This window comes from Staphylococcus sp. HMSC062A01 (genome assembly GCF_001836805.1).
GTDB classification, from domain to species: Bacteria; Bacillota; Bacilli; order Staphylococcales; family Staphylococcaceae; genus Staphylococcus; species Staphylococcus haemolyticus.
This window is the reverse complement of record NZ_KV830603.1, coordinates 55,854-78,861: the sequence shown is the minus strand read 5'-3', so window position 1 is coordinate 78,861 and position 23,008 is coordinate 55,854. Positions and strand designations below refer to the sequence as shown.

19 protein-coding genes are annotated in these 23,008 nt (G+C 32.9%); 1 reads left to right on the top strand and 18 read right to left on the bottom strand.

Going from position 1 to position 23,008, the window contains the following annotated elements:
* Positions 1-165: 165 nt before the first annotated feature.
* The 3 genes from HMPREF2715_RS02550 to HMPREF2715_RS02540 form a co-directional block, all read right to left on the bottom strand.
* On the bottom strand, positions 166-1,032 hold the full coding sequence (locus HMPREF2715_RS02550) for a 2-oxoacid:ferredoxin oxidoreductase subunit beta (RefSeq protein ID WP_037537287.1): 867 nt from the start codon (positions 1,030-1,032) through the stop codon (positions 166-168).
* A complete protein-coding gene (locus tag HMPREF2715_RS02545) occupies positions 1,033-2,793 on the bottom strand; it encodes a 2-oxoacid:acceptor oxidoreductase subunit alpha (RefSeq protein ID WP_070442351.1) in 1,761 nt (586 codons plus the stop codon).
* Between the two features lie 134 nt (positions 2,794-2,927).
* Positions 2,928-3,722: a TIGR00282 family metallophosphoesterase gene (locus HMPREF2715_RS02540; protein WP_070442348.1), complete on the bottom strand. Its 795-nt coding sequence runs from the start codon at positions 3,720-3,722 to the stop codon at positions 2,928-2,930.
* Positions 3,723-3,881: 159 nt separating this feature from the next.
* On the opposite strand from HMPREF2715_RS02540, the gene HMPREF2715_RS02535 reads away from it, so the two are divergent.
* The gene (locus HMPREF2715_RS02535; RefSeq protein WP_037537291.1) at positions 3,882-4,097 is read left to right on the top strand and encodes a hypothetical protein; all 216 of its coding nucleotides are present in this window, start codon (positions 3,882-3,884) and stop codon (positions 4,095-4,097) included.
* A gap of 273 nt (positions 4,098-4,370) precedes the next feature.
* Here the strand turns inward: HMPREF2715_RS02535 and rny are convergent, their stop codons facing one another.
* From rny to ribF, 15 genes are all read right to left on the bottom strand, one after another.
* The gene (gene rny / locus HMPREF2715_RS02530; protein ID WP_070442345.1) at positions 4,371-5,930 is read right to left on the bottom strand and encodes a ribonuclease Y; all 1,560 of its coding nucleotides are present in this window, start codon (positions 5,928-5,930) and stop codon (positions 4,371-4,373) included.
* Positions 5,931-6,316: 386 nt separating this feature from the next.
* Entirely contained in the window at positions 6,317-7,360 is a 1,044-nt protein-coding gene (gene recA, locus HMPREF2715_RS02525) for a recombinase RecA (protein ID WP_070442342.1), read from the bottom strand.
* A gap of 175 nt (positions 7,361-7,535) precedes the next feature.
* Positions 7,536-8,678 carry a CinA family nicotinamide mononucleotide deamidase-related protein gene (locus HMPREF2715_RS02520; RefSeq protein ID WP_070442366.1) on the bottom strand — a complete coding sequence of 381 codons (1,143 nt, stop codon included), beginning with the start codon at positions 8,676-8,678 and terminating at the stop codon, positions 7,536-7,538.
* A 154-nt stretch (positions 8,679-8,832) separates the two neighbouring features.
* Entirely contained in the window at positions 8,833-9,408 is a 576-nt protein-coding gene (pgsA, locus tag HMPREF2715_RS02515) for a CDP-diacylglycerol--glycerol-3-phosphate 3-phosphatidyltransferase (protein ID WP_011275916.1), read from the bottom strand.
* A gap of 33 nt (positions 9,409-9,441) precedes the next feature.
* Complete coding sequence (locus HMPREF2715_RS02510) at positions 9,442-9,834, bottom strand: helix-turn-helix domain-containing protein (RefSeq protein WP_033080070.1); 393 nt, start codon at positions 9,832-9,834, stop codon at positions 9,442-9,444.
* A gap of 21 nt (positions 9,835-9,855) precedes the next feature.
* The gene (locus HMPREF2715_RS02505; protein ID WP_070442341.1) at positions 9,856-10,686 is read right to left on the bottom strand and encodes a YmfK family protein; all 831 of its coding nucleotides are present in this window, start codon (positions 10,684-10,686) and stop codon (positions 9,856-9,858) included.
* Between the two features lie 173 nt (positions 10,687-10,859).
* On the bottom strand, positions 10,860-11,564 hold the full coding sequence (gene ymfI, locus HMPREF2715_RS02500; protein ID WP_011275919.1) for an elongation factor P 5-aminopentanone reductase: 705 nt from the start codon (positions 11,562-11,564) through the stop codon (positions 10,860-10,862).
* Complete coding sequence (yfmH, locus tag HMPREF2715_RS02495; RefSeq protein ID WP_016930682.1) at positions 11,564-12,853, bottom strand: EF-P 5-aminopentanol modification-associated protein YfmH; 1,290 nt, start codon at positions 12,851-12,853, stop codon at positions 11,564-11,566. The genes ymfI and yfmH overlap by 1 nt, the downstream gene beginning before the upstream one ends.
* Entirely contained in the window at positions 12,853-14,127 is a 1,275-nt protein-coding gene (yfmF, locus tag HMPREF2715_RS02490; protein ID WP_070485028.1) for an EF-P 5-aminopentanol modification-associated protein YfmF, read from the bottom strand. Before yfmF ends, yfmH begins: the two co-directional genes overlap by 1 nt.
* A gap of 25 nt (positions 14,128-14,152) precedes the next feature.
* Complete coding sequence (locus HMPREF2715_RS02485; RefSeq protein ID WP_070442363.1) at positions 14,153-14,869, bottom strand: GntR family transcriptional regulator; 717 nt, start codon at positions 14,867-14,869, stop codon at positions 14,153-14,155.
* A 3-nt stretch (positions 14,870-14,872) separates the two neighbouring features.
* A complete protein-coding gene (locus HMPREF2715_RS02480; protein WP_070442336.1) occupies positions 14,873-17,290 on the bottom strand; it encodes a DNA translocase FtsK in 2,418 nt (805 codons plus the stop codon).
* Positions 17,291-17,525: 235 nt separating this feature from the next.
* Positions 17,526-19,199: a ribonuclease J2 gene (gene rnjB, locus HMPREF2715_RS02475; protein WP_070442334.1), complete on the bottom strand. Its 1,674-nt coding sequence runs from the start codon at positions 19,197-19,199 to the stop codon at positions 17,526-17,528.
* Between the two features lie 206 nt (positions 19,200-19,405).
* Complete coding sequence (gene pnp / locus HMPREF2715_RS02470; RefSeq protein WP_070442333.1) at positions 19,406-21,508, bottom strand: polyribonucleotide nucleotidyltransferase; 2,103 nt, start codon at positions 21,506-21,508, stop codon at positions 19,406-19,408.
* A 135-nt stretch (positions 21,509-21,643) separates the two neighbouring features.
* Positions 21,644-21,913, bottom strand: coding sequence for a 30S ribosomal protein S15 (gene rpsO / locus HMPREF2715_RS02465; protein ID WP_070581164.1), 270 nt, complete (start codon positions 21,911-21,913; stop codon positions 21,644-21,646).
* A gap of 117 nt (positions 21,914-22,030) precedes the next feature.
* Complete coding sequence (gene ribF, locus HMPREF2715_RS02460; RefSeq protein ID WP_037537305.1) at positions 22,031-23,002, bottom strand: riboflavin biosynthesis protein RibF; 972 nt, start codon at positions 23,000-23,002, stop codon at positions 22,031-22,033.
* Positions 23,003-23,008: the final 6 nt, after the last annotated feature.

The window sequence follows — 23,008 nt, the reverse complement described above, 5'->3', positions numbered from 1 at the left end:
ATAAGTATTTAAATGATTTTTAACAATGATTACTTAAACTAAAATATTTTAATATTTTCTATACATCATTAAGCTATGGTGTTATTATTTTCCATAAAAAAATCTAAAGTTATAAAAAAACTCACTTCAAAACTTAAGGCGTTTTAAAGTGAGCTCATACAATTTCTATACAAATTGAGCAGTTAAGTTATTAAAATCTTCTTCTGTTATATGAATATCGCGTTTAGATAATGCACTTTCATTTAATTCTTCAATTTGAGACTCATATGATGGTGTTTCAGTATCTTGATATACAATACCTTTAACTAGTGATTCATGATCTAGAACAGTCTTCATTGCTAATTGTTTATCTGAAGTATCATAGCCTTCGATATCTTCTAAACTAGTTAAATGTTCTTTAAACCAATCATATGTATTTACTTTGTTGTATGTTACACATGGTGAAAAGACATTTACAAAAGAAAAACCATCATGGTTAATCGCATCCTCAATTAGTTTAGTTAATGCTTTAATATCACTAGAAAAGCCTTGTGCTACAAATGTAGCGCCTGATGATAAAGCTAATTCGAGTGGTGCAACATTCTTCTCGATATTACCTTTAGGGGTAGATTTAGTAACAAAACCTACTGCAGATGAAGGCGACGTTTGACCTTTAGTTAAGCCATAAATTTGATTATCCATAACAATATAAGTCATATTCATATTTCGTCTTAATGCGTGTATGGTATGACCCATACCAATAGCGTATCCATCGCCATCACCACCAGAAGCAATAACTGTTAAATCCTTGTTAGCCATTTTAACACCTTGCGCTAATGGTAAAGCACGTCCATGTATGCCATGTACACCGTATGAATTAATGTAACCAGATAGTCGTCCTGAACAACCTATACCAGTAATAATTGCTACTTCCTCTGGCTCTAACCCTACATTAGCTGCCGCCTTTTGAATAGCTGCTTGAACTGAGAAATCACCACAACCGGGGCACCAATTTGGCTTCACATTATTTCGAAAATCTTTAAATGTAGCCAATTATACCAACTCCTTACTTTCGCTTACTACTTTTTGTCCTTTAGATTCAATTTCATGAGGTAAGAAAGGTGTTCCATCATACTTAGTTTGATTTATTAATTTATTTTGAATAGTTGTATTCATTTTAAGGATATTTGAAAGTTGACCTTGATAATTATGTTCAACAACAATAACTCTAGATGCTTTATCGATAGCTGCTTGAATGACATCTTTCGGCATAGGATGTAGTTGTCGAATCTGCATTGTATTTACTTTTATACCTTGAGCATTTAGTCTTTCTGCGCCTTCTTGAATTGCACCTTTACTAGATATGAATCCTATAAATAGAATATCCGCTTCTTCATGATGCTCATCTAACTCAACAGGCTTTTCAATTAGTATATTTGATGTTTTACGCATTCTTTTTTCCATTTGTTGACGTCTATTTTCAGCCACTTCACTCGGTTTACCTTCTTCATTATGTTCAACGCCAGTTACATGGTGTATGCCACCTTTAACGCCTGGAATTGGTCTAGGTGATATTCCATTTCCTGTTAATGCATATCTTCTAAAGTATTGTTTATCGCCTTCTTCACGTTCAATATCAGATTGTAATAACTCGCCACGATGTATTTGAATTTTATTATAATCTAAGCGTTCGACTGTTTGTTTACCTAACGATAATTGTAAGTCACTCAATATAATTACTGGGCATTGATATTCTTCGGCTAAATTAAAAGCCTCAACAGTTAAATAGAATGCATCTTCAGCATCTGTAGGAGCAACTACTATTTTAGGTATATCTCCATGCGTACCATAAATCATTTGCATTAAATCTGATTGTTCTTGCTTGGTTGGTAAACCTGTAGATGGTCCACCACGTTGAGTATTAATAATGACTAAAGGTGTTTCAGTCATACCTGATAGGCCTATGGCTTCCATCATAAGTGATAAACCTGGACCAGCACTAGCAGTAAATGCTCTGACACCTGCATAATTAGCACCAATTGCCATATTGGCTGCAGCAATTTCATCTTCAGTTTGTACTACGGTACCGCCTACTTTTGGGACGTTTGCAATCATATATTCCATAATTTCAGATGCCGGTGTAATTGGATAAGCAGCCATGAAACGAGAACCAGCTGAAATCGCACCTAATCCAATAGCATCATTACCAATCATATATAAGTGTGGATTCTCTTCAGTCGTTTGTAGTTTGAAGTCTCCTTGTAAATCATTTAATTGTTCTTTCATCAATGTATAACCTTGATTTAGAGCTTCAATGTTCATTTCTACAACTTTTTCACCTTTTTTAGTAAACATATTAGTTATAAGGGTTTCAAATGTTGCAGTATCTAAATCCATGATTGCACATGTTGCTCCTATAGCAACCATGTTTTTCATTAATGCAGTACCTAATTCTTTAGCTGTGCTAGTAAAAGGTAATTCAATAAGTTGAGCACGACATTGTTCAGGTTTTGTCGGTTTAACTTTTGCATCAGCAATAATAATGCTATCTTCACGCATTTCATGATGATTCAATTCAATCGTTTCTTGATCAAAAGCCACTAGAATGTCTAAATCATCACTGATTGCATGTACAGGTGCAGTAGATACTCTAATTTTGTTATTAGTATGTCCACCTTTTATACGACTTGAGAAATGTCTATATCCATATAAATAATAACCTTTACGGTTCATTGCTGTGGCAAAGATTTCTCCAGTCGATTCGATACCTTCACCTTGTTGTCCGCCCACTTTCCATGATATTTGTGATTTCATATCATATGCCTCCTGTGGAATTAATTCATAATAAATCATAACAAAAATAACCACCGTCTTACTATGACAACAGTGGCAATTATTTAAATTCATACTAATGGACTATATTCATTCATCTATAAATTTCTTTTAAATTATTTATTAAATGGATGATCATCATTAATTAAAATTCTTTCAATTTGCTTTGTTTTTCCATCTTTATCTAAATCTATAATAACACCAGATAGAACACTTCTTCCATCATCCGGCACAACATGACGCTGTGGTAAGCTTGTGATAAATCTCTCTATTACTTCATCACGATTAATACCTAATATACCATCGTAATATCCTGTCATACCAACATCAGTAATATACCCTGTGCCATTCGGTAGTACACGTTCATCTGAAGTCTGAATGTGTGTATGCGTACCAACTACCGCACTTACTCTACCATCTAAATACCATCCCATTGCATTTTTTTCTGATGTCGTTTCTGCATGAAAATCAACAAATATAAAATTAGTCTCTTTTTTAGCCTCTTCAATAAGTTGATCAGCTTTTTTAAAAGGGTCGTCGATATCTTGCATAAATGAACGGCCTTGCAAATTAATAATTGCTAATTTAATATCATTAATTTGAATAAATCTCATGCCTACACCAGGTGCTTCACTTGGAAAATTAGCGGGTCTTACCATTCTGTTTGCATCATCAATAAAGTCATAAATTTCACGTTGGCCGTATGTATGATTACCCATCGTCATGAAATCAACGCCATCTCTTAATAATTGTTTATATAACTTTTCAGTTAGACCCTTACCGTGCGCTGCATTTTCAGCATTAACGATACTTACAGTAGGTCTATATGATTTTTTTATTTTAGGTAAATATTCAGCAATCGCATTTCTTCCAACTTTACCTACGATATCTCCAATAAATAATATCCTCATTGAATGTTCATCCTCTCATAAAAATAGTTTAATTCATATAGGTCTATAATAAAAGAGGATATTCATACTCTTTTTAAATTTGATATCTATTTTCTTTAGCATGTATACAACATATGTTAAGATAGGTTTATCAAAAGTAATAGGAGTTGTAAAATTTACATGTCAATTAATATTGATCCAGAGAAGTTTGCAGAATTAGTGGTAAAATCTAATCCATCTAAATCTGAAGATGCAGAAGATATCGCTAAAGAAAGTCTTGAATTATACATCAACGCTTATCGTTTAGCTGAAAGATATTCAAATATTGCTACTAATTGCTATGATACAGCAGAAATAATTTCTGAATTAAGAAAAACAGATTTACAACTTAAATAATTTATAAGACTATCAATTAAGGATAAGCATGAACATCAAATAGTTTAAGTTTACAATGAAAATTTATATTAAATGATTGAACTTTGAGTATGTCCTCAATCAGTTTGTACTTTTTGGTTCTAGTCATTTATTTGGAGTGAGACTATGAATTCGTAATGAATTCAATCTCACTCTTTTTTAATGACAACATTTCACCTACTTTATTAAATTCAATTAATAATTGAATTTTAACTGAAAAGAAAAAACAGACCCAAAATTTGGATCTGTTAAAAACTATTTCGCATACTCTACTGCTCTTGTCTCTCTTACAACTGTCACTTTGATGTGACCAGGATATTGTAATTCATCTTCTATTTGCGTTTTAATGTCTTTAGCCAGTCTGTATGACTTCAAGTCATCTATTTCATCAGGGGAAACAATAACTCTAATTTCTCGACCTGCTTGAATAGCGAATGCTTTTTCTACACCATCATAACCTTCAGAAAGTGTTTCTAAGCGTTCTAATCTACGTATATAGTTTTCAAGCGTTTCTTTACGAGCACCTGGTCTAGCCGCAGATAATGCGTCAGCAGCTGCTACCAGAATTGAAATAATAGAAGTTGGTTCAACATCACCATGATGAGAGTGAATAGCATTAATTACAGTTTCATTTTCTGCATATTTTTTAGCTAATTCAACACCTATTTCTACGTGGCTACCTTCAACCTCATGATCTATCGCTTTACCAACATCGTGAAGTAATCCAGCACGTTTGGCCAAGCTAACATCTTCTCCTAGTTCAGCAGCTAGCATTCCAGATAAATGCGCCACTTCAATAGAATGTTTCAAGACGTTTTGACCATAACTAGTTCTATAATTTAGACGACCTAAGACTTTAACTAAGTCTGGGTGCATATTATGAACATTGATTTCGAATGTTGCTTGTTCACCAGCATCTCTAATAATGTCATCTACTTCTTTTCTAGCTTTATCTACCATTTCTTCAATTCTGCCTGGATGGATGCGTCCATCTGAGACTAAATTAACTAATGCTGTACGCGCGATTTCACGTCTAATTGGATCAAAACCAGATAAAATAACCGCTTCTGGTGTATCATCAATGATTAAATCAATACCTGTTAATGTTTCTAAAGTTCTAATATTTCTACCTTCTCTACCAATGATACGACCTTTCATCTCATCATTTGGTAAATTAACTACTGAAACTGTTGATTCAGTTGTATGGTCAGCAGCTAATCTTTGAACGGTAGTAGCTAATAATTCATTTGCTTTTTTATCAACTTTTTCTTTAGCTTCTTTCTCTTTTTCTTTAACAAGTACTGCAATATCTTGTGACAGTTCTTCTTCAACCCTTTGAAGTTGTTCATTTACAGCTTCTTCTTGAGTGAGACCGGAGATGCGTTCTAGTTCTTGTTCATGCTTCATTATTAATGTCTGAACACTACTCTCTTTTGCATCTACTTGTTGTTGTCTTTCTTCAAGTTTAGATTCTTTTTGTTCTAAAATCTCATCTTTTTTATCGAGAAGATCAGATTTTCGATCTAAATTTTCCTCTTTTTGAAGAAGTCGGGCTTCTTGTCTTTGAAGCTCACCACGTCTTTCACGTAGTTCTGATTCAGTTTGTTCTCTTATGATTTGGTTTTCTTCTTTTGCCTCTAATAATTTTTCCTTTTTGATATTATCAGCTTCTTTTTGACCTTGCTTGATAATATCATCAGCAGTTTGTCTAGCTTGTAATTGCTTTTGATGCAATAAATTTCGGGCTACAAAATACCCCACAACAACCCCTAGAATAATCCCCAGCAAAATGAGTAGGAGGTTTAATAAATTCACATAAACACCTCCTTTTTCTAGGTATTTGCTTTGTATATCAAAATCTCTTTATGATTTTTATAAATGTATAATAATTATACATATTAATTGTACGTTTATTAACTTGTTAGTGTCAAGATATGAAATTGCACTGTATTTCGAATTTACATATATTACTTACTATATGTAAGTTTATATAAAAACAAAAATCCTACTACAATGTTAAGTGATAAAAAATGCCTCCTAGTATTTCATTTATTCAATGCTTAATACTAGGGTATCTTATCAAATGTAGCAGGCTTATTTCATATAATAAAAGTGAATTTTAGTGAACTGACGTATTTTACTAAAACTTTATTGCTATATAGTTAGCGAAATATTCACTTCAATAATTAAAATTGTAAATACTATTCTTCATCGAATAAGGTTTGCGGTGCATCTTCTTTTTCATCAACATCTCCATCGAAAATACCAAGTTTCTCTCGTAACTTACGATCGATTTCTTCTTTAACTTGAGGATTTTCTTTAAGGTATATTTTTACATTTTCTTTACCTTGACCCATTCGATCACCATTATATGAGTACCATGCACCTGATTTATCTACGATGTCATTTTCAACACCAAGATCAATCAATTCACCTTCTTTAGAGATACCTTGACCATACATAATATCTACTTCAGCGACTCTAAAAGGTGGTGCAACTTTGTTTTTGACAACTTTAATTTTAGTTCTGTTACCAACAATTTCTTGGCCTTGTTTTAACTGCTCAGCACGACGAACTTCTAAACGAACAGAACTATAGAATTTTAATGCACGTCCACCAGGTGTAGTTTCTGGGTTACCAAACATTACACCAACTTTTTCACGAATTTGATTAATGAAAATGGCTGTTGTATTTGATTTTGAAATTGCACCAGATAATTTACGTAACGCCTGTGACATTAAACGAGCTTGAAGTCCTACATGCGTATCGCCCATTTCACCTTCAATTTCTGCTTTAGGTGTTAATGCGGCAACAGAGTCAACTACTACAATATCAACCGCACCACTTCGAACGAAAGCTTCAGCAATCTCTAAACCTTGTTCACCATGGTCTGGTTGTGATAGATATAAATTATCAATATCTACACCTAATGCTTCTGCATATACCGGATCAAGCGCGTGTTCAGCGTCGATAAATGCAGCAACGCCACCGTTCTTTTGTACCTCTGCAATAGCATGTAAAGCTACTGTTGTTTTACCAGAACTTTCAGGTCCATAAATCTCTATAATTCTACCTTTAGGATAGCCACCTACACCTAATGCGTTATCTAATGTAACTGAACCACTTGAAACACTTGAAACACGGCGTCCTTTATTATCGCCTAGTTTCATAACGGCACCTTTACCGAATGATTTTTCCATATTTTTTATAACTGTATCTAAAGCTTTTTGACGATCATTATCCAAAGCGAAACCTCCTATTAACGAGTTAATCATCGTATTAATATCTTAATTAATACTATACATTTAATTGAATCTAATTACAAGTATTTTGCGAATATTTGTTCGCTTTTAACGATAAAAGACAAGACAAAATCGAACAAACGTACTAAATAAGTGCTCTAGTTTTCAAAAATATTAACTATTTAAACCAATTTATTAAATTTATCATGGCATAATTTTGACTTCTGCTTTTTAAAATATTTCGTTTTAGAGGCATTTTAAATGTCTCATATTTAAACACACTGTCATCATAGTACCCAAGATAAACTTGTTCTTGATTGTGTAATAACGCTATACCCCAATCAGTTTTATATAAATCTTTTACATATTGAGATACATATTTTAATTTATCTAGAATATCATCAAAATCAGAAACAAAGACTGATGAATCAGGTAGTTGTCCTTTCAATAAATGATTTAAATCTTGGTTTTTCAAACGTGTATATAGTGCACCATTTGTCACACCATCATATATACTGAAACTTTTATTTATAATATTCATCAAAGCTTGTTCTATAACGATATCATCCGAACCGTAATAATAGTCACCTATTCTTGCAAGAATCTTCTCTTTAGTAGGTTCAATTAACTTTTTGCATTCATTTTCTGTATTGGCATTAGCAGTTAATCTAATATAAACTTCATGCGTACCAGCTAATGGAGCAATAGTTGGATTTTCTTGACTATCAATTAAATCCATTAACTCTGTTTCAACTTGAGATTCTCCAATTCCAGCGAATCTTAATTGTTCTGAGTGTATAACTCTATCTTCATCCATTAAATAAGGTAATAACTCATTCTTTGCCATTGGTTGCATTTCACTTGGTGGGCCAGGTAACAAAATGACTTTCTTATCTTCATATTCCACCAACATACCAGGTGCCATCCCATAATTGTTTTGTAATACTTTTGCACCTTCAATAACCAAAGCTTGTTGCTTATTATTGGGCGTCATTTCTTGTCCTTGTTCTTTAAAATAATTCTCAATATATTCTAATGCATTCGTATCTGTCACAAGATTTTTACCAAGCACCTTCGCAACAGTATGCTTTGTTAAGTCATCTTTTGTAGGTCCTAATCCCCCAGTAAACACGAGTGTATCAAAACGTTTTAACCCCTCTTTGATAACATACTCTAATCTTTGAGGATTATCGCCAATCACAGTATGTTCGACTACGCTTTTACCAATACTATTAAATAATCTTGATAAATATTGTCCATTCGTATTAGCAATTTGTCCTAATAATAACTCAGATCCAACAGCTATTATTGAAATATTCATGTCCATTTATCCCCCTAACGATAATTCTTGCACAACATCTATCATTATAATGCAAAGTATGACATTTATTCTAAAAATTGAACTAAAAAACCAAGAATAAATAGGAATAGAATTATCTTTCTATCACTATCATTCTTGGTTGTATTTCACTAATTTAATGTTTGAAAACATCTCTACCTTTATAAAAGTATTCAATACCAGATAAAATCGTGAATAAAACACCAATATAAAGTAATACTTGTCCAATTTGAATGCCTATCCATGTTGCTAACAAATCACCTAATAAAATCCAAATAATTGCAACCATAGTTACAGCAGTTTTAATTTTACCTAATTGACCAGCAGCACTAACAAACCCTTGTTCAATCTGTAATAGACGTAATCCTGTAACAGCAAATTCACGTGCAATTATAATGATTGCTACTACTGAATTTGTAAGTCCTAATTGAACCATAACAATTAATGCACTGGAAACTAATAATTTGTCAGCTAGGGGATCTAAGAATTTACCCATATTAGTTACAAGTTGCCATTTTCTAGCTAAGTACCCATCTAGGAAATCACTTAAAGAAGCTACAATGAAAATGATAGCAGCAATAAGTTGTTCAATACGGATTTCAAATCCACCTAAAATAGATACATTGCCAAATCCAAAGTTTACTAGAGCAAATAATATGAAAAGCGGAATTAATATTACTCTGAAAACCGTAATTTGATTTGGAATATTCATGTTAAAGCCTCATTTCTAAATTTATCTCTCATTTTATAATAGTAACACAGCTAAGACCCATAAGATAAAAGTTATTATAATAATGCCACCAATAATTATCATTAATTGTAAATGTTCTTTACTCTTAGTACGATATGTAGGCGCGTCATCATTATGATATCTATATAAAAGTTCATTCAATTGATGTTGACTATCTGGTATTTCCTCTTGATGCGCTTGAATCAGTTGTTGTGAATCAATATTTACCACACTCGCATAACGTCGAATAAAACCCTCTGCGTAATCAACTTTAGCTAATTTATCAAACTGATTTTGTTCGATTAATTTCAACGTATCACGTTTAATTTGAGTGCGCTCTTCTAATTCTGCTAACGTCATTCCTAGCCTTTCACGTCTACCTTTTAATGTTTCACCAATTGTCTTCACTTTTAAAAGCCTCCACAACCACTATTCAAAAAATCCAAATCCTCCGCCAAACATGTCTTCTCCAAAGTCTAGCGAGTTTTTACTTTTAACTGTTTGTTGTTTCATTTGATCATATTCAATTTCTTGATTTTCATTTTCTCTTAATTCAATAATATAATCAAAATCATCCATGCTATAATTACCCGATTCCACAAATAAATCTGGATGTTCAACCACTTTGATTGATGGTAAGGTCATTACTTCACGCACTAATTCTTGATGCTTAGGGTTTGATTCTCTAGCAGTGACAGCGCCATCAATAATATAAACATGGTTAGAATCATATTCTCCTTTAATAAGAGAGCTTCGTACAGTTTGCTTAATCAATGTAGAACTAATAAATAGCCATCGCTTATGCGCACATACACTTCCTGCTACGATTGATTCCGTTTTTCCGACACGTGGCATACCTCTGATACCAATTAATTTATGACCTTCCTCTTTAAAAAGTTCTGCCAAAAAATCTACCAATAAACCTAAATCTTCACGTTCAAAACGAAAAGTTTTTTTATCATCGGCGTCTTGTTCAATATAACGTCCATGTCTAACAGCCAATCTATCACGTAATTCAGGTACTCTTAATTTAGTAATTTCTATCTCACTAAGCTCATTGATTATATGTTCAAAGCGATTAACTTTCTCAAGACTGTCCGTTTTAATTAATAACCCTCGTCGACCTTGATCAACCCCGTTAATCGTAATGATACTTATACCTAACATACCAAGTAAACTCGAAATATCACCCAGTAAACCTGCTCGGTTAACTGTGATTTCATATTCAAGATACCATTCTTTCTTTTCGGCTACTGTCATCAATATCCGCCCCTTGTTTTAAATGGTAACCTACCATCGGAATATTAAAATTAGTAATCATATTATAGCATTTAGAACTTGGTTCAAAAATCTTTTTTTAATGTGTAAGGGAAATTTACTATAGCTAATAGAATAGTGACGTTAAATGCTATCACATCCTCAATTGTCACAACTTAAATGTACCAAGCGCCGTTTACTTTTTGAACAGTTCCAGTAATACTTTTCGCCAAAGGATTCCATAGATAAGCACACGTATGCGCAATTTCACAAGGATTGATCATTCTTTGCTGAGGTAATTCTTCTAATATAGCTTTCAATTCATCTGAATTAAAAACTTGTGACATATTTCCACTTACAAAACCAGGCGTGATAGCATTAACAGTGACATTAGTCATCGCTAATTCTTGACTTAACGCTTTTACGAAACCGATTTGTGCACTTTTCATTGCCGAGTAAATTGTTTCCATACTCGCACCTGTTTCACCCCAAATGGATGAAATAACAATAATTCGACCAAACTCACTTTGACGTATTAAGTCTATAAAATAACGACAACATCTAATTAACTGCTTAACATGAATGTTATAACTAAGATCAATATCTATATCTGACATATCTTGCAATAAGCCATACAAAGCTGTACCACTACTGTATATCAAACAATCTAAATATTTGATATGAGCAAAGGTAGTTTCCAAATCAATATTTTGCGTCAAATCAGCTTGTATAAATTCGACTGCTTCCCCTTTGTACTTATCTTGTAATGCTTTTAAATCTGATTGAAAATATTGAATAATTACTTCATTACCTTCTTCTAATAAACGCTCTACAATTGCTGTTCCAATAGTGCCTGACCCACCAAGTACTAACGCTCTCATTAAGCTTTAGGCTCCAATCGACTATCAACCATATTATTGATATTTAAAAATTTAGTGGCAGTTTCGTTAATACTATCTAATGTTATATTATCTATAATATCTAACATATCGAATACACTGACGCCCTCAAAGTATAATTTAGAATATTGGTTTGCAATATATTCAGGTGAATTCAAACTTGAAATAAATTCCCCAATAAATTGTTTTTTCAACAATTCAAATGCTTCTTGATCATCAAGATTACCACAATACTTGTTTAGCTCACTTAACAACACTTCTTTTAACTTATCTGGATATTGCGTTGCACTTGTAATAATTGAAAAACAATATGTAGGTTCGAGTACAAATTGATATCCAAAAGTTTCGTCTATCAAATCTTCATTTAATAAAGTCTGATAAAATTCAGTTTCCTCACCAAATATTAATTCGAAAAATAGTGTCATTTCTAAATCATGTTGTACATATTCATGTGGTGACGCTTCAGTTGGTTCATTTTTAAAACCTAACATTAATCTAGGAGATTGTAATTTCATTTCTTCTGAAACAAAAGGTGTTATAACATTTGTTGGTTCATCAACAGTTGCTCGTTCAATGCTAGGCTGATTCGTCTTATCCCTTTTATTTTCATGAGTTTCAACTATGTCACGTATGTTTTCAGGATTGACATCTCCGACGACAAATAACACCATATTTGATGGATGATAAAATGTTTCATAACATAAATATAAATCATCTTTAGTAATGTTATAAATGCTTTCAACGCTTCCTGCTATATCAACTTTAATAGGGTGCTTTTGATACATAGCACGTAAAGTATTAAACATAATTTTATAACCAGGTTGCTCCTGATACATCTTTATTTCTTCAGCAATAATACCTTTTTCTTTATCTACCGTTTCCTTAGAAAAGAAAGGCGTTTCAACCATTTCTAGTAATCTTAAAATATTCCTTTCAACATTATCTGTTGCACTGAACAGATAGCTAGTGCGATCAAAACTAGTAAATGCGTTTACTTGAGCATTGTCATTGGCAAATGCAGTGAATAAATCTTCAGTATCATCTTTCTCAAATAACTTATGCTCTAAAAAGTGAGCGACACCGTCTGGTACGGTCACAAAATCATTTTGATTATGAGGTTTGAAAGTATTATCAAGAGAGCCAAATTGAGTAGTATACGTTACAAATGTCTTTTGGAATCCATTTTTGGGGATAACAAATAAACGTAAACCATTAGTTAATTCATGTTCAAAAACACGTTCATCAATCAGTTCATAGTATGTTTCCCTCATTAAGAATGATCCCCCTTTGTAAGTACATATATGGTATCTAGTTCTGCTTTATTAGCCATTGATATCACATCATCCTTTGTTACTTTTTGAATGTGATCTATGTAGTTTTCATCTGTTTGTTTATAATCTAACAGTAGTTGATTTTGCATGACCTCAATGATACTTTTAGGTCGATCGGTTATTTCGTGCCTATGAGAAATGATAATTTTTTTAGCAAGTTCTAATTTATCTATATCAAATTCACCGCGTTTAAACTTATCAAACTCCTCTAAAATTGTATCTTTAGCAAGTTCATATTTATCTGCTGAAACACCGCTTAATACAAAAAGATAACCGTTTTTACCATCTAATTGAGAGTGTATTGAATATGCTAGACTTTGTTTTTCACGCACTTCATTAAATAATACAGATGATGGATCGCCACCGAACATCGTGTTTAATACAACCAATGCATAATAATCATTTGCCCCGAATCGTGTTGGAAAACGATAACCCATATTTAATTTAGCTTGATCAACTTCATCTTCTTCAACTATATATTGTGTTTCTGAACTTGAATCTTTTAAATTAAGTTGATTAGTTTTCGCTATTGTAAATGGATTAATCGTAAATTTAGATTGAATTAATTGTTTAACTTCTTGTTTATTTACGTTACCTACTACATAAATGGAACATAGGTCATTACTAATCATGTTTTGATATGTATTATATAAATTTTCAGGTGTGATTGTACTAATTTTTTCAATCTGACCTGTCGCTAAATGACGATAAGGTTCATCTTTAAACATATATTTTAATAAATTCAAGAAAGAATATTGTGCTTTATTATCAATTACAGCTTCAATTTTCTTTGATAATAATGATTTTTCTTGATTTACAAACGTTGTGTTAAAGGCATTATTCTCTATAAGTGGATTCATTATCACTTCATATAGTACATTTAATCCTTTTTCAAATAAGGGGGGTGAATCTTTTAAATAGCGTTCGTTAACTATTTCTAACGAGATAGTGATAACGTGTTTATCTTTAAATTTTGAGACAAAACTATGTATGTATGCACCATATAGTTCAGATAGATGTTTACTAAATGCTTTATCCGTGGACCATTTTTTTGTAGCACGTATTAACAACTTGCTTAACAATGATCGTGCTGTAATAGTTTCATATTCTAAAGGTGCCATAAATTTAAAGGTAATCAAAGTTGTCTTAAATTTATCTGTAGGTAACACATCAATATGTATTTGATGCTCATTATTAGTTTGTTGTTCTAACATTCATCCACACTCCTTAATATTGTTTCTATATTTTTGTACGCGTCAATTTAAATTTAACTAGACTGCTTTTCACATAATTTAATGAGTATAAAATAGGTTTACCCATTTCGTCATAATGTACAACCTTTAATAGCATTAAACCTTCATGTGGAGATGCGTTTAGAATATCAGAAATATGTGGTTCATAACTAATGGCTTCAACCTCTGTTTCAGCTGAAGCGACTTTATGTCCCGTATTAGTCTCTATTGCATTTAACATAGAACCATCGCTCACTTGATAGTCTGCACATGTTAGATAATCTTCTGCGATTTTATCTAAACAATAAATTACTGGTTGGTGGTTGGCAGTACGCAGTCGTTCAATGATTGTAATAGGTTGTTTATCATTGATACCTAACATTTGTGCATCCAGTACGGAGGCAGGTTGTTGCTCTAAACTTAAATATTCCGTGCCTGAGTGGTAGCCAGCTTCTTTAATCATATCGTTGATGCTAAATAATTTATTCAATGGATAGAAGAAGGGGTGCAATGTTTTTACGCTTGGTCCTTCTTCAAAGTTATCTGTCAAGACTTGTTCAGTTATGAGTTCACCAATCGCTTCATAGACATCATCAGTTTTTACATTTAATTCTCTAGCAATAGATAAATTGCTAGGTAGTTTATCACCAGGTTTTAAAGATTGTTCTTTAATCTGCTTAAGAATATATTCTTTCACTTTAAAAGCTGAGTTTAACTCTGTCATCATTTACACCTCTTCATCATCTAAATTTACTAATACTTGTCTAGGTTTACTACCCTTTTGTGGTCCGATAACTTGGTTACGTTCCAAATCGTCCATTAATCTAGAAGCACGATTATAGCCAATCCTAAATTGTCGTTGCAATAGTGAAGTACTAGCTTTCTGTTGTTCAATTACAAATATATATGCATCTTCATATAAAGCGTCTTCACTCTTCATTTCTGATTTATCTACTGGCGCATCTGGTTCCATTTCTTTCACATAATTTGCTTTTTGTTGTTCAACAACATAGTTAACTACATCTTGCACTTCTTGATCACTTAAGAAAGCACCTTGTACACGCGTTTGAGCTGATTCACCATTTCCTACATATAACATATCACCTTTACCAAGTAATTTTTCAGCTCCACCAGAGCCTATAATTGTTCTAGAGTCAGTTTGAGAACTTACTGCGAACGCAATACGTGATGGTATATTATTTTTGATTATACCAGTGATTACATCTACAGATGGTCTTTGAGTAGCAACAATTAAATGAATGCCTGCTGCTCTAGCCATTTGAGTGATACGTTGAATTGCGTTCTCTACTTCTTTGCCTGCAACCATCATTAAATCAGCTAACTCATCTACAATGACTACTATATAAGGTAATTCTGCTTGTTTTTCATCAAGTTCTTCATTCTGACGGCGTATAAATTTATTATACCCTTCAATATTACGTGTAGATGAATGCTGGAATAAATCATATCGTCGTTCCATTTCAGCAACTACCTTCTCTAATGCTTGAGAAGCTTTGTGTGGATTTGTAACTACCGGTATTAATAAATGTGGCACCCCATTATAAACATTTAATTCCACCATTTTAGGATCAATTAACATAAGTTTAACTTCATGAGGTTTTGCATTTAAAAGAATACTAGTAATAATGCCATTGATACATACTGACTTACCACTACCAGTTGATCCTGCAACTAATAGGTGGGGCATTTCATTTAATTGAATTGTCATTGGTTCACCAGAAATATCTCTACCAAGTCCAACTTCCAGCTTATTACTCGCTGGGAATTTAGATTCAAGAACTTCTTTAAGCGTAACTAAAGAAATCTTATCATTGGGTACCTCTATACCAACAGCTGATCGACCTGGAATTGGTGCTTCAATTCGTACATCTTTCGCTGCCAAAGCGAGTGCAATATCATTATGCAAATTAACAATTTTACTAACCTTAACTCCTTGGGCTGGTTGGATTTCATATTGTGTAACAGCTGGACCAATTTTAATTTGCTTAACTTTTGCATTTACACCAAAATTTTTCATTGTTGATTCGAGTATCTGGCCTTTACGTTGAACTTCAGACTTAGATGTAGATTGTTGCTTAGCTGGCTGATTAAGTAATGATAATGGAGGAATGTGATATGCCATATTTGACTCTTCACCAGCTTCGGAAATTGTTCCTTTCATTTGATGATTATCATTTGAATTCGACTCTGGTAAATTTTCATCCTCTAGATTTGTTTCATCGTTACTACTATTCTCTTTATCAATATCTTCACTATTTAAACCAAAACGTCTTTTCTTACGTTTATTAGTTGTTGTTTGTTTACTTTCTTGCGATTCACTATGTCCATATATAGGAATATCTTCTGGTTCAGTACTAACTTCAGGGAAATCACTAACATCTTTGATTTGTTCTGACTTAAGTTGTTCTTGTTCTAATTTATGTTGTCGTAGACGTTCACGCTCTTCTTCTTTTTCACGTTGACGTTCTTCTTTTTTAAGTTTGTTTTGTTCTCTTTTTACTTTGAAATTAGATGATGCACTTTGACTTGAGTTTCTCATTTTATCAATTGATGCTTTAACAACATCTCTATGTCTAAGTTTAAGCAATAAAATAATACTAGAACTTAATAAAATTAATGTAAGAATGATGACACCGGCAATTGAAATGAGTGGAATAAATATTTTAAGTAAATAAAATCCTATTAATCCCCCACCAAAATTCGGAAAATGACTATGTTCATAAGCCTTATAGACATAGGATAAAACAGGTTCTCTTTCAGATACTGCACCTTTTTGAAAATGATAAATAATTTGTGTTGTAATTAATAAGACAAATTGTAATGATATTAACCCAAAAGTCCGTCTTGTTTTAGGAAATTTCTTCTGCATTGCAATATAGACTGTAATCAAACTTAGTAATATGTATGTTAAATAGCGACTCATTCCAAACAAATAATTGAAAAAGCTATCAATCATTCGACCAACAATTCCTAATTGGAACATTCCCAGAACCGACAAAATGACTATAATGATTGCAACGATATAGCGAATTGAGCTATCTTTTTTCTGTTGCTTTTTCTTAGTCGATTTACGAGCTGTTGCACCCTTTTTACGAGTTGTTGTTTTTTTCTTAGTTTGTGGCAAAATAGTACACCTTCTTTATTTCTCACTTAGTATTTCTTTTTATACAAATATTTATAGTATTCCGATATGTATTAATAGTATTTTTAAAAGTATGAAAGAGGTTGGAACAATACCAACCACATTTAGACTTATCGTCATAAACTAAAGTGAATAATTTAAGTAATGAGTTTACATAACCTTTTAAATTATTACACAACTGTGATGTTGTCCCGACCTCTTTTGGATTGTATATATCTTAAATTTCTGAAATAACTGGAATAATCATTGGACGACGTTTTGTACTTTCAAATAGTAATTTACTGATTTGATCTCGCATATTCTGTTTGATGTCAGACCACTCAATACGTTTCTCTTGAAGACCTGCTTCAACAATTTCACGAACCTTATCTTCTGCTTCCTTCATTAGTTCTTCACTTTCACGGACGTATACAAAGCCACGTGATTGAATTTCAGGACCAGCAGCAATTCGTCTATTTTTCGGATCCAATGTAACAACTGCAATAAAAATACCATCTTCTGCAAGTAAATGACGATCTCTCAATACGATATTACCGACATCTCCTACACCAATACCATCGATAAGAATATTGCCAGAATTAACTTTCTCGTTTAATACCATATCTTTACCGTCGTAATGAATAACGTCTCCCTTTTCGACTAAGAAAATTTTCTCCGGCGCCACACCAGATTCGTTAGCCAATTTAGCATGCGCAATTTGCATTTTAAATTCACCTTGAACAGGGATAAAGTATTCAGGTTTCATAATATTAATCATCATTTTTAATTCTTCCATGCAACCATGACTAGATGCATGAATCTTTTTATTGTTAGGAATAATATATGCACCTGCGCGCACTAATTCATTCAGTGTATCAGCAATGATAACTTCCATATTAGCTGATGCTGTAATTGCTAAATATACTGAATCGCCTTCTTCAATATTCATTATTTTGTGTTTCTGTTGGGCCATTTGGCTCAATGCTTCGATAGGTTCGCCTTCCATACCAGTGGCAATAATTACGACTTCATTTTTAGGATAATTTCCAACTTCGTTAATAGGGATTAACAAGTCTTTAGGAATGTCAAAATATCCCATTTTACGTGCAATATTAAACGAACTTTCAAGTGAACGACCTAAAAATGAAACTTTACGATTTAATTTGCTTGCAGTGTTCAATACTTGTTGAATTCTAATAAAGTTTGAAGCATAGCATGACACAATTAAGCGTCCTTGTACTTTCGCAAAAGCATCATAAATGTGCGATTCTATAACATTCTCAGGTGTATTATATCCAGGTTTCTCAGCTTCTGTTGAGTCACTGATTAATGCGAAGACACCATCTTCAGCTATTTCAGCCATACGTTTGATATCTGGTGTGTAATGTCCTTGTAAACTTTGATCAAATTTAAATTCACCTGTATAAACGATTGAACCGTATGAAGTATGAATGCAAATTCCTAAACTATCAGGAATGCTGTGTGTAGTGTTAAAGAACGTAATATTAACATTTTTAAATCTCATTACTGAATCATGATTTACAGTATAATAACGTACTTTCTTTTTAACATTACGTGACTTCATATTTTCTTTAACAAGTGCTAACGTTAATTTAGAGCCATATACTGGTGCATCAATTTGTTCTAAAATGTAGCTAACTGCACCAATAGCGTGTTCATGACCATGGCTTAGAAAGATACCTTTTAGTTTTTCTTTATTTTCAATGACATATTGAATATCAGGAATTACAATATCTACACCTAACATTTCATCTTCTGGGAACATTAACCCCGCATCTAACATAAACATTTCATCGTCTACTTCAACGATATACATATTTTTTGCGATTTCGCCGACACCACCAAGTGGAATGATGCGAATATCGTCATTCTTTTTTTTCACTAAACTCAAAATGTTACCTCCTATTATAAAATCCCCGTCCATATAAACTCATAATTTATTATAGTTTAATTTATGTTGGATGTACACTATTAAAGTATTTCTTGAGGCATTATAGTAACAATCGAATTTAGTATTAGATATTATATAATTCTTAATTTTAATGATTCCTATAAACTAATAAAAGACTAGGAAGATAATCTCCTAGTCTTAAAATATTATTTATTTTCATCTAATGCTTTATGAGAAGCATTTACGCGACCTTGTTTGTCAATTTCAGTTATTTTCACTTCAATTGAATCGCCTATACTTAATACATCCTCTACTTTATTAATACGTTCTTTTGAAATTTGAGAGATGTGTAATAAAGCATCTTTACCGGCAAACAATTCTACAAAAGCACCATATTTTTCAATACGTTTAACTTTTGCATTGTAAACTTGACCTACTTCCGCTTCACGTGTGATATCTTCAATAATTTCACGAGCACGGTTAATCATGTCTTGATCAATTGCACCTATGAAGATTGTACCATCTTGTTCAATATCTAATTTAACACCAGTTTCATCTATGATTTCATTAATTTTCTTACCACCTGGTCCAATTACGTCTCTAATTTTATCAGGTTTAATATGCATTATTTCCACTTTAGGAGCATAAGCACTTAATTCTTTACGTGGTTGATCAATTGTTTGTAACATGTGATCCATTATCGCTAATCGACCTTGTCGTGCTTGTTCTAGAGCTTCTTCAATGACTTCACGTGTTAAACCATCAATTTTAATGTCCATTTGTATCGCAGTGATACCTTCTTTTGTACCTGCAACTTTAAAATCCATATCCCCTAAAGCATCTTCCATACCTTGGATATCCGTAAGAATCGTATAACTATCTTCACGTGTAACTAGCCCCATTGCTATACCTGCAACAGGCGCTTTAATTGGCACACCAGCATCCATTAAAGCTAAAGTTGAACCACAAATTGATGCTTGTGAAGATGAACCGTTAGATTCTAATACTTCACTTACAATACGTACAGTGTAAGGGAATTCAGTTGTATCTGGAATAATGTATTTTAATGCTCTCTCGCCTAATGCACCATGTCCAATCTCACGACGACCAGGTGCTCTAACTGGTCCTGTCTCTCCAACAGAGAAATTAGGGAAGTTGTAATGATGCATGAATCGTTTTTCTTGTTCAGGACCTAGTCCATCAATAAGTTGATAATCACCTAATGCTCCTAATGTTAGTACAGATAAAGCTTGTGTTTGTCCACGTGTAAATAAACCTGAACCATGTGCTCGTGGTAATAAACCAACTTCAGATTCTAGTGGTCTAATTTCATCTGGTTTACGCCCATCAGGTCTAATTTTTTCATCAGCGATAAGACGACGTACTTCTTCTTTAACTAAGTCATTTAAAATTGCATAAACTTCATCAATTAACAATTCATTTTCAGGATCTGCTTCGTCAACAAATTCAGTTGCAATTTCAGCTTTTAACGAATCCAAGTTTTCGTCACGCTGTTGTTTATCAAATGTTAAAACTGTTTCTTTTAAGCCTTTTTCTTCAGTAAGTGTTTTAACTCTTGAAACCAGTGTTTCATCACGTTCTACAGGTACAAATTCTTTTTTAACAGGTTGAATGTGAGCTACCACTTCTTCTTGGAATGCTACTAAACGTTTGATTTCATCATGTCCGAAGAAAATAGCTTCTAACATTTCTTTCTCAGTTATTTCACTTGCACCAGCTTCTACCATGTTTACAGCGTCTTTATGACCGGCAACTTCTAAATCTAGACGTGAAACTTCTTTTTCCTCAACGGTAGGGTTAATTACATATTTACCATCAACATAACCTACATTAACACCAGCAATTGGTCCTTGGAAAGGAATATCTGAAACACTTAATGCCATTGAAGAACCTATCATTGCAGCCATTTCAGGGGAACAATCTGGATCAGCGCTTAGTACTGTGTTCATAATTTGAACGTCATGTCGATATCCTTTAGGGAAAAGTGGTCGAATTGGTCTATCAATTAAACGTGCAGTTAATGTTGCTTCATCTCCTGGACGACCTTCACGTTTTTTAAATCCTCCTGGAATTTTACCAGCAGCATACATTTTTTCTTCATAATTAACTGTTAATGGGAAAAAGTCACCATCACGCGGTTCTTTAGATGCTACAGCCGTAGATAATACAACCGTATCTCCATAACGCACTAAAACTGCACCATTAGCTTGTTTTGCTAATTGTCCTGTCTCAATCGTTAACGATCTTCCAGCCCACTCAGTTTTAAACACTTTCTTTTCTTGAGACATTATGAATCTCCTCTCTGAAATCTATTAACTACATCATATCATTTATTTTTCAAATTTTATATTAGTGATTTATATTAAACGATAAAAAAAGGAAAGTACCAAACTAAATGGTGCTTTCCTCTTAATATATAAAAATTAACGACGGATACCTAATGATTTAATTAATTCACGGTAACGTTGAATATCTTTAATACGTAAGTAGTTTAACAAATGACGACGACGACCTACCATTTTTAATAATCCTCGACGTGAATGGTGGTCTTTTTTGTGTTCACGTAAGTGTTCGTTTAACGCAGCGATTTCTGCAGTTAAAACAGCGATTTGTACTTCTGGTGAACCAGTGTCAGTTTCGTGCACGCGATATTCTTTGATAATTTCATTTTTACGTTCTTGAGTGATTGCCATAATTAAATTCCTCCTAAAATTTGTATACACCTTAATCTGAGCTAGGCGTCGGAGTCTCAACCAGCCAAGATAAAGGAATAATATTTAAAGTTGAATTCGATTTTCTAGAACTCAACTTTAAATATTATACGATACATCATCACCGAAATCAACTGAAAGTAAGTATTTCGCTTTTTCTTTATCATTATTCATTTGTTCAACTAATGGATCAATACCATCAAATTTAACTTCTGGTCTTAAATAATGATGCCAATAAACAATGACGCGTTCACCATATATGTTGTCATTAAAATCAAAGATATTAACTTCAATCACTACTTCAGCTTTAGAAGGATCGTGAAAAGTAGGTTTAACACCAACATTAGCTACACCACGATAGATTTTATTTTCAGCACCTATCGCCATACTAACAGCATAAACCCCTTTTTTAGGTAAAACATAATCATCACTTGGTTGAACATTTGCCGTAGGAAAGCCAATTGTACGTCCACGTTTCTCTCCTTGAACTACAGTGCCTTTAATTCGATAGAGATAACCTAACTGCTCATTGGCCTTTTTTAAATTTCCTTCTTTCAAAGCTTCCCTAATTGCAGTAGTAGAGATTTTTTCAGTATCCATTTCTTGTTTACCAACTATTGTAGTGCTAAATTCATCCATTTCATTTAATACGGACATGTTACCTTTTCCGAATTTACCGTAAGTAAAGTCAAAACCAGCAATCACTTCTTTAACGCGATTATTAATAATATAGTCTTGAACAAACTCTTCTGCTGTTACACTCGCAAATCGTGAAGAAAAATTAATAACAATACAATAATCCACGTCGTGTTGTTCAATCATTTCAAGTTTATCTGAAAGTGGTGTTAAATAATCTGTGCGTTTACGTTCAGGATTTAACACAACAGAAGGATGAGGATCGAATGTTGTTACTGCCTTTTTTAGATTTTGCGCTGCAGCACGTTCATCCAATGCTTCAAACACTTTATGATGACCACGATGCATGCCATCAAAAAAGCCAAATGCCATCGCAACGTCTTCTTTTATCAACTGATTTTCTTGAATTGGATGGGTTACTTCTATCACTTTCATAACTTT